Origin of the sequence: Paenibacillus cremeus (assembly GCF_007786445.1) — a bacterium.
In the GTDB taxonomy this organism is placed as follows: Bacteria; Bacillota; Bacilli; order Paenibacillales; family NBRC-103111; genus Paenibacillus_G; species Paenibacillus_G cremeus.
The window spans coordinates 64,025-79,472 of sequence record NZ_VNJI01000038.1; the positions used below are offsets into that span (position 1 = coordinate 64,025).

At 53.0% G+C, this 15,448-nt stretch carries 5 protein-coding genes and 1 pseudogene; 4 read left to right on the forward strand and 2 right to left on the reverse strand.

Annotated elements, in window-relative coordinates; genetic code table 11:
- Positions 1–57 precede the first annotated feature (57 nt).
- Positions 58–9,498 carry a chitobiase/beta-hexosaminidase C-terminal domain-containing protein gene (locus FPZ49_RS24300; protein WP_144851952.1) on the forward strand — a complete coding sequence of 3,147 codons (9,441 nt, stop codon included), beginning with the start codon at positions 58–60 and terminating at the stop codon, positions 9,496–9,498.
- Positions 9,495–10,199, forward strand: coding sequence for a S1 family peptidase (locus FPZ49_RS24305; protein WP_144851953.1), 705 nt, complete (start codon positions 9,495–9,497; stop codon positions 10,197–10,199). Before FPZ49_RS24300 ends, FPZ49_RS24305 begins: the two co-directional genes overlap by 4 nt.
- Before the next feature lie 108 nt (positions 10,200–10,307).
- Here the strand turns inward: FPZ49_RS24305 and FPZ49_RS35985 are convergent, their stop codons facing one another.
- Positions 10,308–10,445 carry a hypothetical protein gene (locus FPZ49_RS35985; protein WP_186446052.1) on the reverse strand — a complete coding sequence of 46 codons (138 nt, stop codon included), beginning with the start codon at positions 10,443–10,445 and terminating at the stop codon, positions 10,308–10,310.
- Between the two features lie 93 nt (positions 10,446–10,538).
- A complete protein-coding gene (locus FPZ49_RS35990) occupies positions 10,539–10,694 on the reverse strand; it encodes a hypothetical protein (protein ID WP_186446053.1) in 156 nt (51 codons plus the stop codon).
- 343 nt (positions 10,695–11,037) lie between these two features.
- Between FPZ49_RS35990 and FPZ49_RS36970 the strand changes: the two genes are divergently transcribed.
- Positions 11,038–14,292 carry a chondroitinase-B domain-containing protein gene (locus tag FPZ49_RS36970; protein WP_261381581.1) on the forward strand — a complete coding sequence of 1,085 codons (3,255 nt, stop codon included), beginning with the start codon at positions 11,038–11,040 and terminating at the stop codon, positions 14,290–14,292.
- Between the two features lie 463 nt (positions 14,293–14,755).
- Positions 14,756–15,325: pseudogene (locus tag FPZ49_RS24315) on the forward strand (reverse transcriptase domain-containing protein); the annotation flags it as partial.
- Positions 15,326–15,448: the final 123 nt, after the last annotated feature.

Below are 15,448 nucleotides of genomic sequence, written 5' to 3' on the forward strand. Positions count from 1 at the left end.
GGGCTGGTACCTAAATCTACTTCTAGCGAAGGCTAAACCAATTGAGGCGGTGTGGAAATGGCAAGAAGGCAAAAATCAATCATAGCGATTGTATTTGCTGTTTTAGTGATGGTGATTGCGGCAGGAACCGGCGCGTATATGGTTAGTGCCACGCCAGATCGCTGGACGGATCACGCAGATGTTAGCTGGTATAATCCTACCTATACCACCTTTAAAATCGACAGTGCAGCTAAGCTGGCCGGCGTAGCTAAGCTGGTCAATGACGGCGTTAGCCCGGCACCGAATAACTGGGTGATCAATGGGTTAAGCGGGAAAATCCTCGAGATTGATCGAAACCTCGATTTATCGGCTTATGAGTGGGTACCGATCGGGGTAGAAGGCAAGCCCTTCAAAGGTACGTTAATTGCCAGCGGGGCAGCCATGGCCGCCCAGAACGTCAACACGTTTGAGATCCAAGGCATGAAAATCACAAGCAACCTGACGTATAGCGGCTTCATCGGTCTCATGGATGGGGAAAGCAATGCTACACTAGGCAGCTTTACCTTTACGAATACAGGAAGCATCAATTTGCCAACGGTCACACAGGATGTTTACGTCGGTGCGGCTGTAGGTAAGATGGTGGGCAACAGTACGGTATATAACATTATTAACAATGTGCCGATTACCGTGGATACCGTAACTAAAGTAACGTATGCCGGTGGGATTGTCGGCCAGGGCGAAGGAACGATTTCGGGCTCCGTGAACGCCGGTCCAGTGAATGCATTGGGCTCGGATGTCTATGCCGGCGGGATTACGGGAGCTGCTGACAAGAGCGGCTTAATCATCAAAAAAGTAACGAATAACGGCGCAATCACAGCAACCAGCATGAGCAGCAAAAATACATATGTAGGGGGCATTGCAGGGTACTCTGCCGTGTCGATTAAAATGGACGAAGATGCAACACTGATCTCCAATACAGGGGTTATCACTGGTGTCAATGGCTTGAACAACTATGTCGGAGGCATTTTGGGGAAAGTGAGTGGGCTTGTAACCTTCTCCCAGAACACGACAAACAGCGGGGCAGTGAACGTCACTGCGCCAACGGCCATCAGCTCTACGGCAGGCGGCTTGGTGGGCGCGCTCAATACAGCCACGACCAATACGCTCGATTTTCCTTTTGTAAATACTGGCTCCATCACGAATAACGGTGGATCTAATGTGTATACGGGGGGGATCGCCGGCTACATCGAGGGTCTTCTGACGTGGAACAAAAACTTTACCGGCACCGTCGGCATTACAGCATCGGGTAAGGATCATGTTTACACTGGAGGACTTCTAGGGTACTTAACAGGAGATCTTAGCTTGAAAGGTACTGCCAAAAATACAGGAGCGATCCAAGTCAGCGGCGGAGGGACAGCGGGCAAGCCAGATGAAGCCTATACAGGTGGCCTTGTTGGGTATGGCGTTGGCCGTGTGTTATTCGACAGTACGGCAGCTAATGCGTACGAGAACAGCGGAAGCATTACTGTTACTGGAGGCACCGGAGTATACACTGGCGGTATCGTGTCCAATCGGGCCTATGCGACAACGACAGGTACTCTAAGCACGAATGTGAACAGCACAGGCAATATTTCCGTTACAGGTTCAAGTAAGCTGTATACCGGTGGATTTATCGGCTGGCTTCCGGCGGATAGCGCGGATAAAACGATTACAGGAGCCACATTTGCAAATCAGATCACCGTTACGGCGGCAGCATCAAGCCAGGGCAGCACAGTTAGCACTGGTGGGGTAGTAGGCTATTCGTTGAACGGCACAATTAACAGCTCTACATTTAAAGGACAGCTGAACGCTACAGGCGGCGGTTTGAACACGTTTACGGGCGGGATCGCCGGTTACGTGGATGGAGGCTCCATTAACAACGCCACTAGTGAAAAAACATCCGCTCAGTTTGCCACCATTACATCAGATGGGAACGTCGGCGGTATTGCAGGATATTTAAAAGGAACGATCGAAGCGCCAAAAGTAAACTTTACAGCGATCACCGTCAATACGGTGAACGGCTTTGCCGGCGGGATTGCCGGTACGGCGCAAGGCACCATCAATGGAGCAACGGTTGGTGATCCAAGCGCAAGTGCAACGGGCAGCAGCAGTGTGAAGCTCGCAGCATCCACTGGTATTGATCGGATGACTGCTGGCGGCATCGTGGGTCAGAATGACAATGTACTTACAGTCACAAACGGGTTGGTTACGCGCAGTGCCTTGCTTAGTGAAGTCGGAAGAAGCGGTCATGTTCTTGGCTCAGTAGCAGGCTTAGCGACCGTAGACGCGAAGCTCGGGGTGGCAGGTACACCAATCCAGGTGAAACAAGTCGACATGGACATCCTGTCGGATAACACGGTTGTGGGCGGTGCAATCGGGATAAACCATTCGCCACTGGCCTATTTGGCTGTAGAGAATCTGAATGTTAAATCCATCCCAGCATCCACAGTGAAATTCGGTGGCATCGCTGGCGTTCAGGATGTCGTGCTTCCAAGCACAACGGCCGGTGACTTTGTCTTCTCAGCGAAGAGTATCACGGTGACTGCTCAGGGCAGCAACGAGGAGATCGGCGGCCTGTTCGGGGAAATGACGAAGAACAACCCGATGAGCTTGGCTGACAATGTGAAGATAACGGCAACAGGCAATGCCAATCAGCTTGGCGGAGCAGCAGGGAAAAGCACTGGCATGCTGAACAACATTCAAGTAAAAGGCAGCCATCTTGAAGCAAACGGCGACGGATCTGAAGCTGGTGGCATCGTAGGCCATTCCGAGGTTCCGGACAACAGCGCACAGCCGGCCGGCATAACGAACGTATGGGTTCATGCGTCAGGAGATGATCCGTTAGTCAAGACAACAGGCTCAAATGATGTTGCTGGCGGAATTGTCGGCTATGCAAAAAATACCGAAATCAAGGATTTCCAAGTGGAAGCGGAGCTTCCTGATACAGCGACGCTTATGCTTACGGGTGCAGGTGCAAAAGCCGGCGGACTTGCAGGCCAAATGAAGAACAGCCAGATTCTCGGCGATGCGGTGAAGACCAACTCGGACAATGTCCTGATGATGAGCACGGCTGCTGCTGCCAACTCCTATATCGGAGGGATCGCAGGGTATATCGACAATACACGGCTGGAAAAAGTATTTTCCGGTACCGTGAATATGATCGTGAACAGCCCTAACAGCACGGTCGGAGGTATGGCGGGATACAATCTCGGCAGCAATACAGCGATTTTGATCAACAACAATACGGCAGCGCTCAGCTTGAAAATCAATCCATCGGCGGCGTCCAACATCGTGGGCGGACTCGTGGGGCTTAACGAGCATCGCACGGGAGATCCGGTACCGGATCCAAGCACGGCGGTCAGTACGATTCAAAACAGCCGATACGTTGGGACGTTGTCCGTAAATGCGCCAAGCACTGTGACGGGCGGTATGGTCGGTGAGAACCGAAGCTTGATTGCCAACGGCAGCATTTCCGATAAAAATGCGGTGATCTCCAAAGGGGATTCAAGCGTAGTGGGCGGCTTGGTCGGTTTGAACACCGGGCAGGGGACACTGTACTACGATTACTCCAATGCGAATCTGACCGTTGAAGGTCAAGGCACATTGGTCGGCGGTCTGATCGGGGAAAATCGCGGTCAGGTAATCGCTTCGTATGTGGACATCGATATCACAAGCGCTGCGCACGGCGTGGACGGTGACTCCGTCTACTTAGGCGGACTTGTAGGCCGTAACAGCGGTACCATGGATAAATCGTACTCCGTTTCTAAGGTAACGGCAAACGGTAACTATACAATTGTGGGCGGCTTGGTCGGTGAGCATGCGTCAGGCAGCATTACGAATTCCTACGCAGCCAAAGAGGTTATAGCGAACGGCGATCATTCGTATGCCGGAGGCTTATTGGGCCGAATCACGAACGGTACGGTAACCACCGCGTACTCCGCTGGTCGCGTTTCGGCCGTCGACGGGTCGCTGGCAGGCGGCTTTGCAGGACGGTACGACAGCGCGAACCGAGAGCTGCTGTACAAGACGTATTACGTGAAGGATGTAGCTAACGATATCAATGCCGACTTGCCGGATTTCGCGGACGGCAGCTTGATATGGCTTTATTCCCCAGGGCGTCTCGGTACGATTCTGACTTCCACGCTGCAGGACAGAAGCTATTTCCCGGGGCTTTCTGGCTGGGATTTTAACACGACCTGGAGATACGGCTCCTTGAATGCAGAGTACAAATATCCAGAACTGATCCGGACTGCAAACTCAGGCGGAGACAACACAGGAAGCGGCAGCGACGTGAATGCCAATATCAATTGGTACACGCGGGACCAAGGAGCGATTAACTTCGAGATCAAATCGGAGGCGGAGCTGGCAGGTCTTGCAGCGATCGTCAACGGCTCGATTCCTGGCGTAACGAAATTTGATTTTGCAGGCAGAACGATTAAAGTAACTAGTCCGATTCACATTCAATCGAAGCAATGGGTGCCAATTGGTGCGACAGAAGACAATACTTTCCAAGGTACGTTTAACGGAAACAGCCTGCTGATCGATGGGCTGAACATGCCTTCGGGCGATGCGTTCTCAGGTCTCTTCGGAGTGATCGGCCAGCAAGGGAAAGTGATGAGCATCAAGATGGAGCCGTTGTCCATCGCAGGCGGACAATATGCCGGAGCACTGGCAGGCGTCAATAAAGGGACGGTTACGGGCATCAATGTTTCCTTGTTGAACGGTGTGAAAATCAGCGGCGCAACGGTTGGCGGTATGATTGGTAAAAACACAGGCTCGATAGCTTCTCTGACCCTGAACTTGGACGGCGGCAGCCGTGTCGAGGGAGTGGGTGCGAATGCCGTCGTTGGTGGTGTCATCGGTGACAATACATCGACGATCAATCCAAGCGTCATGGCGATTAATTCGACAGACGGCAGCGTGGGCAGCTCGGCAGCGAGTGCGATCGTTGGCGGCTTTATCGGGAAGCAAGCCGGTGATGTGACTGGCTTTACGATGAATGTAGGAGCGAATTATCGGATCACATCGTCGGGCGCAAGCGCAATTATCGGCGGTGTAGCCGGTAAGCAAGCATCCGGTAAAGCGGACAGCATGACGCTTAGCCTGACCAACGTGACGTTGGAGGCCCAAGGAGACCAGTCGATCCTCGGCGGTGTCATCGGGCAATCTGATGCGAACAATGTAATCAGCAATATTACGGTAACAACGCAGCGCGATGGTCAGCAGCTGACGGGCACCGGCGTTGTCGGCGGGATCGTCGGGATGAAGGACGGCAAAGGTGCGAATGCCTTCGATCTGGATAATGTGAAGGTAGAAAAGGTTGTACTGGCTACCACAGACCCAAGCACGCAGGCGGTGCTCGGCGGTATTGCCGGGAAGCTGAACAATGCGGCGCTGAGGCAAGCTTCTATGAGCTCTGGGCTCAAAGCGGCCGGGGCTAAAGTGACGGCGGGCGGTATTGCCGGTGAAGCGAATGATTCAATTTTGTACATGGTTGACGTTCAGTCTGACATTATCTCCAGCTCCAAAACAGGAGAAACGCTCGTTGGTGGAGTAGCGGGAGTGGTGTCGTCGAGCGATATCAATAAGAGCTTTGATTTCGGCAAGCTGGTTCCGTTTTATCGAGGCATCTACAACGCAACGGTTTCGACGAAAGGGATCAAAGCAGTAGGTTTGGATAATGGACCGGACCTGTTCGTGGGCGGGATCGCAGGTAAAAACCAATCCGCTTCGATCTATCATGCGTCCTCTGCTACCAGCATTACTGTGAGCGGAGCCAAAACCGCAGCCGTTGGAGGCATCGCTGGCTACAGCAGCGGGATTATGGTTAATGATGTGGCGCACAGCGCGATCGCAGCAGATACTAGTCGCGTCTATCATGTCGGTGGTGTCGTAGGACAAGCTGCTGGAGGCGAATTTCATTATTCCAACGCATCGGCTGCCGGAGGCGAGTCGATCACGGTGGGCAGCGCGGTAACCAAACCGGATATGATGCCATCTGCGCATGTCGGCGGGTTCGTCGGTATGGGGGACAGCACGAAATTCACGAATGATTTTGCCGATATTCCGGTGAAGATTGTAGATGACAATCAGGACAACACGATCTATGCCGGGGGCTTTGCAGGGATGCTGGGCAATATCGACCCAGGTGCTGGCGTGCTGGAGAGAGCTTATGCCAAGGGAAGCTTGAGTGTCCAAGGGATCACAGGCGCTTATGCCGGCGGCTTTGTCGGATCTGTTGATCGCTATACGATTACGGATGCGTATGCCATCGGAGATGTATCAAATACGGGCTTTGATACCCGAAGCGGCGGTTTTGCAGGCATCATTGAGCGTGCAGCTGTCGTGAATCGAGCGTTCGCAGCGCAGAGTAAAGTGGAGACGACCGGCGTCAACCACGCTACCCGTTCGTATGCCGGCGGCTTTGCAGGGTATAACGATGGCGTGGTCACGGGTGCATTTGCCAATGTGCCTGCTCTTACGATGAACGTTAGCGGCGCTAATGTATTTAGCGGAGTATTCATCGGTTATAACTTCCGGAATGCGAATGTAACTGGATCTTCTTATTTAGGAGTAGCTAATCCAGTGGGTCGAAATCTGGGTACTGCGGCTGTGACCCAAGCGGCAAGCGATATTACAGACTCGTATGCGGTTAAGGGTACTGTTTTTGAAGTGGATACGGCTTTCTTAAGCTTGAGCGGAACATTGGATGTTGCCATCTATAGCGCAAAGCAGTTGGATGGTGCGGTTTTACTTTACAATGATTCCGGGTTACCGTATTATCAGCTGTTTAACCGTACGGCTGCAACGAAGCCTAGTCTGGACAAGCTTTCGCTTGGTGCAGATATTACGGTGGAGAGCCATGGATGGGTTCCATTTGCGGTGTTTAATGGGGAGTTTGACGGCAAAGGCCATACCATCAAAGGACTCCACGGGTCGGCAGGCAGTGCGTCGGCATACGGCTTTGTCACAGAAAACAACGGCACGATCGCCAATGTAACCTTTGCGGATGCAGCGATCGCAGGCGGTAACAACACGGGGATTGTAGCAAGTATTAACCACAGTAATGCAACCATCAGCGGAGTCACCGTCAGCGGTACAGTCAAGGGGAGTGACAACACCGGGGCTGTGGCAGGTACGAATGATGGCATGATTATGAATGCTGTTGTGAAGTCCGTAACCGTCGAAGGTGCATCGGGCACAGGAGCCGTAACGGGCATTAACCATAACGGAGCTACAATTAATGGAACTACAATGAGCGGCACAAACACGGTGAAGGGCAGCGATTACACGGGTGGTATAGCCGGGAAGAATGAAGGTGTCATTTCGGAAGCAGCCGTTCAATCGTTGACCCTTGAAGGCGCGAACTATACCGGCGGGGTCGCGGGGCTGAACAGCGGCAAAATCGTAGGAGCGTCCGTGAATGCAGCAATCTCGAGCACAGGCACTGTGGCAGGAATCGTGGCCGGTGCCAATGAAGGCCAGATCAGCAAAACGTATGCAGCAGGCACGCTCAGCAGCGATAATGCCGCACTTACTCTGATCCGGGGCGGGATCGCCGGCGAGAACAAAGCTGCAGGTGAAATCAACCAATCGTTCTCCATGGCGGATATCAACCTGACAGCCGATCAGGCTACAGTAGGCGGGATCGCAGGGGTGAATCACGGCACGATTCGTAACACCTACAATTCCGGTCGCATCAGTGCGAAGGGGACGACCAAAGCGTGGGCTGGAGGTATTGCCGGTTACGCGATCGAAGGCATCATCAGCGATTCCTTGAACTATGGCGAAATCACAGCGGCTGTTGGCGGCAAAATTGTATCGGGTCAAAGCTACTTTGGCGGGATTGCCGGGCAGAAAGAAGCGGCTGCGACGATCACTAAGACTGCTTTTAACAAGCAGATGCTGAAAGCGAACACAGCATACTATGATGCTGCAGGCAAACGAGTGGCCGGTTCGGACGAGCAAGCGACTGGCATGCTGGGCAAGGACTTGTCTAACGGATCGCTTCCGGCGAACTGGACAGCAGGCACATGGCAGGCAGTTCAAGGTTTTTATCCGCAGTTGGCTGCTTTGAATGAGATGGCTTCCAAGCTGAGCACGTCGGCGGTTATTTTTGCCGATAAAGATACAGTGAATCAGGTGAAGTCGGACTTCGCGTTGACCCGGGATGCTGCGGTAAGCTGGACAGCAGATCCGACGGCGGCAGTGATCACCGATGCGACTGGTTCGCTCAAAGTCACCCTGAAAACGACGGGAAGTACAGCATTGAAAGTGACCGTAGGCAGCATAAGCCGAAGCGTGACGATCAATAGAGCTGCTTTACTGTTTGCTCAAGCCGCCAAGAAGCCGAATGCGGTATCCACAAGTGGGAACAACAATTTTTATAATGAAATTACCGTGACCCTTACGACAGGCGAAACAGGTGGAAAAATCTATTACACCTTGGACGGAAGTCAGCCAGACGTTTGGTCAACCCTGTACACTGCGCCAATCGTGCTCAAAGATACCACGACCTTGAAAGCAATCACGGTTGCGGAAGACAGGGAAGACAGCGAGCAGTTGTCCACGGTCTGGACGAAGATACCACCTCAGGTTGGAGGAGGCGGTGGTGGAATGATCGTCTCCACGCCATCCATTGCGGCGAATATTGGCCAGAACAAAGTGGAAGTGAACGGCAGCGCGGCCGTTACGGTGGCAAAAAACAGCAAGCTGACCTTAACCGCGCCGACGGGCCGCATCATTTACTACACCACGGATGGAAGCACGCCAACGAAGAACAGCCCGCAATACAATGGCGATCTGCTCATTACGGGCAATATGACCATTAAAATGATCACGGATCAGGACGATAAAGTAGTTACCATCAATTATCAGGTTGAAAATGCGAAGTACGATTTGAAGGCCGATGCGGGCCAAGTAAAATACATTGCCGGCTACGAGAACAACACGTTCAAGCCGGATGCGGCGCTGACCCGCTATGAGATGGCGGAAGTGCTGGCTCCTCTGCTGGATAAAGAAGATGTCACGGTCGGAAGCCAGCTGAGCGATGTAGCTGGCGACAAACAAAATCTTGTGGCCTTCTTCACCTCGGCAGGCATTATCGAGGGCTACCCAGACAACACCTTCGGTGGTGACAAAGGGCTCAGCCGAGCGGAGTTTGTCGTGTTGATGTCTCGCGTGCTGAAGCTTGATGTATCCGAGCAAGGGGAGACGAAGCTGAGTGACGTGAAGGGCCACTGGTCCGAGAAATACGTCAATGCGTTTACCAAAGCGGGCTATGTGGAAGGCTTCCCGGACGGCACGTTCCAACCGGATAGCCAGATCACAAGAGCACAGGCTGTCGTGCTGATCAACCGTGTAATCGGAGCGAAAAAGCAAGCCGGTACGGTGAGCTTCGATGACCTGCCGCCATCCCACTGGGCGTACCAGGACATTACGTCTGTCGCGAAATTACAACCAAGGCGGGAATCGAATTGAAGCTCAAACTCAAACTCATAACATTCATGATAGGCATACTGCTGTTGGGTTGGTTCTCCCTTCCGTTTCAAGGGCAAGAAAACGCAGTGAAGGCGGATCAGCCGACTACGTACAATGCAGAAGAAATTTACGACCAGCTGGAGGATGCGGTATTTTATATCCGAGCTCTGAATGCAGACGATTCGCTTAAAGCGGCCGGTACCGGGGTGGTCATCTCCCCGGAAGGGCTCGCAGCGACCGCTTACCATGTGATCGATGGGGCTGAAAAGCTCGAAGCGATTTTCAATGATGGACGAGTAGTGGCGCCGATCGAGGTGGTAGGCACAGACGAAGGCACAGATGCAGCCGTTTTGAAGCTGCCGGAGCTGAAGTCAGCCACAGGTGGAGCCGCCCTTTACCACGCGCTTCCGGTCCGCGAGACAGCGGTCAAGCACGGGGAAAAGGTGTTTGCCATCGGCTATCCGATGAAGAACACACCGATCATCACCGAGGGCATAGTCAACTCGCCGAAAGCGGAGATCAACGGCAGAGACCGGATCCTTACCTCGGCGCAGGTCGTCAGCGGCATGTCCGGCGGACCGTTGATCGATCAGCTCGGACGGCTGTCGGGCATCATCTCAGGCTCGCTCCGAACGATGAACAATATCCATTTGATCATCGATATGAAGGATATTCGCAGCTTGCTGCAGCAACCGTACTAATCCAATCATAGAAGGCTTCCTCTCAGTGTGGTATAGGCTGGGAGGAAGCTTTTTTCATAAACCGACCCATAGAAAAACCGCCTTTCCGAGGCGGCTGGAGTTGAGAGGCTAGGGCTCGTCGATATATTCGTCTTGGTCGGCATACTCCTCTTCGGTTTGCGAAAATGTGAGTCCGACGACGGACTGCTCATTGGGCTTCCGGTGCTCTGGATCATTCGCGGGCTGACGATCGGGTTCCTGCGGCATAAGGACTCCTCCTTGATTCAATATCCAAGCCCAACCTACCGTAGATTTCCACGGAAAATTGGGCTAAAGATAGGATTACCAAAGAGAGAGCATTTATTCCGTTTCGACGACTTCGGCGGCAGGCTCTTCTTCCTCTTCCTGCTGGATCGCTACCGGAAACAATCCGAATTCGTTGGGAAAATAGGCGGTGTATCCATTTTGCGGCCAAATAAAATAATCCTTCACAAACGATTTCACTTTCGAGAACATGGCGCTCACCCTTTTTGGAATCGTAATAGGTTATTTGTGTAAAGTATTGACTTGTGGAAGCCAATCTATTCATATCGCTGCGGATTCTAAAAAAAACACAACATCACATAAAGCCTGCCACTCTCGTACCGCTTTCGGGGTTCATTATAATTTAGTCAGTTCCAAAAAGTACCATTTCGTTTGGTTTCGTATTGTTTTGTTTCAAGCTTTTGATGTTGTAGCCGTTGATGTTCATTGCTACTGGAGGTGGTGAAATCCGTTACATCACAGAATCAGCAGACCGTTTTCAAAATCAATGAAAGCGCTAACAAAACAAACCGAAAAGGTGGTAGTTGATATTTTCATGAATAAACAGAAGCGCACGAAGCTAATCTCTCTCATCTTAAGCTTGATGCTGGTCCTGTCTCTCGTTCCCTTTGTTGCTCCAGCCTATGCGGCTACGCTGTTAAGCGATGATTTGGAATCGTACAGCACGTTCCCCGCGGGAACCTGGACGAACGCCTCGGGCAATGGCTCCTGGAGCATAGCAACGGACGGAACGAAGGTAGCCAAGCAGACGTCGTCCACCTCTAACACGTATATTGTCACCAATGGCCAGTCCACTTGGGGCAACTATACGTACTCCGCTAAAGTCAAAGTGGGCTCGACCGCTGTTCGCAACGGGATCGTGGCACGCTATGTGAATAGCAACAACTATTATTTCCTGCTTCTGTATAACGGGAATGTGCTTTTGAATAAAAAAGTAAGCGGCTCCACCACAACGATTCAGCAGGTTCCGTTTACAGCCAATACGACGCAGTTCTATAATCTGCAGCTTACCGTCAACGGATCGTCCGTACAAGGCTACGTCGATGGTACGCTGATGGTATCAGGGACGGATACAAGCCTGACGACCGGTCTGGTCGGATTTTATGCCAATGGAGTAGCGGAGTATGACGATGTGCTGGTGACCGATGTGTCCACCGGGGATACTCAAGCGCCTACAGCACCGACAAGCCTGAGTGCAACCGCTGTATCAAGCAGCCAGATCAATCTGAGCTGGACGGCATCCACGGACAACGTCGGTGTGACCGGCTATGATGTATACCGCGGCTCGACACTGGTAGGGTCGCCGACCGCGACCTCATTTAGCGATACCGGGCTGAGCCCTTCCACCGCTTACAGCTACACGGTCAAAGCGAAGGATGCGGCAGGCAACATGTCTGCAGCGAGCAACACAGCCAGCGCAACGACGCAAGCAGCGGCAGACACCCAAGCCCCAGCGGCGCCGACAGGCTTGACGGCCACTGCGGTATCGAGCAGCCAAATTAATTTGAGCTGGACTCCTTCGACCGACAACGTCGGTGTGACCGGCTATGATGTATACCGCGGCTCGACGCTGGTAGGGTCGCCGACTACAACGGCGTTTAATGACACCGGGCTCAGTTCATCGACAGCTTACAGCTATTCGGTCAAAGCCAAGGACGCCGCTGGCAATATTTCGGCTGCAAGCAATACGGCGAGCGCAACCACACAGGCCAGCGGAAGCCCGGCCAAATTGGCGGTGGCGGCGGTTTCCGCCAGCTCGGACGATGGCAATGTGCCTGCAAATACACTCGATGGCAGCCTCAGCACGCGTTGGTCCGGTCAAGGGGACGGCCAGTGGATTTTGTATGACCTCGGCACAAGCACAACGATTAGCTATGTAAAAATCGCCTGGTACTCCGGTGATACCCGTGTAGAAACGTTCGATATTCAAACGTCGGCGGACGGGACGAATTTTAATACGGTTTATAGCGGTGCCAACAGCGGTACGACCGACTCGCTTGAAACCTATGATTTCACCGATGCTGCGGCACGTTTTGTTCGCATTGTCGGTCACGGAAACACGGTCAACAACTGGAACAGCATCAGTGAGACGGAAATTTGGGGAGGGACAGGAACTGTTGGTGGCGGTGATAGCCAAGCGCCTACAACGCCGTCGAGCTTGACGGCAACGGCTGTTTCTAGCAGCCAAATTAACTTGAGCTGGACAGGATCCACGGACAACGTTGGCGTTACCGCGTACGATGTGTACCGTGGCGCGACGCTCGTAGGGTCGCCTGCCACGACTTCCTTCAGCGATACCGGTCTGAGCGCTTCGACGGCCTACAGCTATACCGTGAAAGCCAGGGATGCGGCAGGCAATGTTTCCGCTGCGAGCAATACCGCGAGCGCAACCACACAAGCCGGCGGCGGTACGGTAGTCAATGTCTCCACTTCCGCGCAGCTTATTAGCGCTTTTTCTACCGCAACCGCCGGAACTACGATTGTTTTGGCGAACGGCACGTACACGAACAGCGGCAACTTCAGCATTAGCAGCAAGAATGGGACTTCCAGCAGCCCGATTACGATCAAAGCAGCCAATACAGGGCAAGCAATCATTTCCGGGGGAGCTTATTTTATCGTGTCGAGCTCCTCGTACATTGTGATTCAAGGCTTGAAGTTCACAAACACCGGCAATACCGCCATCAAGCTGGACCAAAGCAATAACATCCAAATTACCCGCAATACCTTCGCGCTGACGGAAGACGGCAATTCGCTCAAATGGGTGTATGTCGGAGGCGCGAACAGCCATCATAACAAGATTGATCATAACGAATTCGGTCCGAAGCACGATCTCGGCAACTTCATTACCTTCGACGGCTCGGCGACCCAAATTTCGCAATATGATACGGTGGAGTACAACTATTTCCACGATATCGGCCCTCGCGCAACCAACGAGATGGAATCGATCCGTGTTGGCTGGAGCCAAATTTCGATGTCCGATGCGTTTGATCTGATTCAATACAACTTGTTTGAAAATGCCGACGGCGATCCGGAGTACATTTCCGTTAAGAGCGGTCATAACACGGTGCGATACAACACCTTCCGTAACTCCGAGGGCGTTCTCTCTGCACGTCACGGACACGGGCAAAGCTTCTACGGCAACTACTTCTTGGGCGACGGCGTGAAGGAAGGTACCGGCGGTATCCGCTTATATGCGAACGACCACAAGGTGTACAATAATTATTTCGAAGGCTTGACGGGAACTGGCTATTCTGCTGCGATCAGCATCGATGGTGGGGATTTTGACGGCGGCCCGAGCGGCTCTACCTTTACGAGCTCCGATCTGAGCAAGCATTGGAGAATTTATCGCGCGCAAATCGTGAACAACACGATCGTGAACAGCGCCACGGGCATCGTCGTCGGTGAGCATTACACCACCGCGCCAGTAGATAGCATCATCGCCAACAACATCGTGAAAAACTCCAGCGGGACCCTTTATAATGAAGTGAAAACGAGCAACACGACGTTCCAAGGCAATTTTGGGAATGGCTCGACACTGAGCAATGTCAGCCGAACCTCCACCGAAATTAGCAACACCAACCCGCTGTTCACAACCGTGGGCGGATTGCAGAAGCTGTCGAGCACCAGCCCGGCCATTAACGCTTCGCAGGGGACGTACGCTTTTGTAACCGAGGACATGGATGGTCAAGCCCGTTCCGGGGTCAATGATGTGGGAGCGGACGAATATTCCACCGGTTCGATCGTACGTCAGCCGCTGACCACAGCCAATGTTGGGCCTTTAGCTCCATAGCACCGTTATTAAGCAGCCAAGGGACTTTGAGATATACTCAAGGTCCCTTGGTTTTGTACGCCCAGCATGGGCGTCATCTCTAGGGTGTGAGTCCCGAACGGGGGCTGGCGAACGCCTACCGTTAGCCAAGAGCAAAGGTGTCCGCCGTGAGGCGGAATCTGAAGGAAGCAGGAGGCAAATGCACGAGCCAAGGTACACGAACTGGATTTGAGGCAGGGTTAGTTGGATGAGTCACCAAGCCATGACAAAATCCGAAGTCGCCAAAGGCTAATCCTGTAAACTCCAGTGGTTGCGGGCAGAAAGATGACGTTCTTATCTGGGGAGGCCTGCGGAATAGGCGAAGTATCTTCGTAACCGCGGTTGAGAAGCCGCGCTGAATCCGCAGGAGTCAGCAGAGGCCATAGTACGCTAGTACGGGACGCCGGAAAGCGGAAGGGCCGAACCGAAAGGAGAGTGGAAACCGATGCGTTCGAATGAAGAGCAAAGACAGCAGAAAATCTCACAAGAGAGCTCGCGGCAAAGAGAAGCGGTGAAACCGTCAGGGTATGTCGGAGTGCCGAGTTCCTCGTCGGCACAAATCGCCCCATCCGCTCGCAAAGACCACAACGACCTGTTGGAGCGAATGCTCGAAGGAGATAATCTTCGGCTCGCCTATAAGCGAGTGGTACAAAACGGAGGAGCCCCCGGTGTGGACTGTGTAACTGTAGCGGAGCTACAAGCTTACCTGAAAACGCATTGGGACACGGTGAAATCCGAACTTCTCGCGGGAACGTACAGACCTGCACCAGTCAAACGGGTGGAAATCCCCAAACCCGGAGGCGGCGCACGGCTGCTCGGCATTCCGACCGTGATGGATCGGTTCCTCCAGCAGGCGCTTTTGCAAGTGATGAATCCGATCTTTGATGCTCACTTTTCTTGGTACAGCTACGGCTTTCGCCAAGGGAAGCGAGCGCACGACGCTGTGAAACAAGCCCAAACCTACATCCAAAGCGGCCTTCGATGGGTCGTAGACATGGATTTGGCGAAATTCTTTGGTGCGCCTAGGTAAGCTGGGTGCTTTCAGTGGGTGCGATTCCCACCCGGGTAAAGGGTACAGCCACCCTACCCGGAATCGAGTCTTGAACACGCAAAGGTAACGATGCGGGTTAAGCGTAGA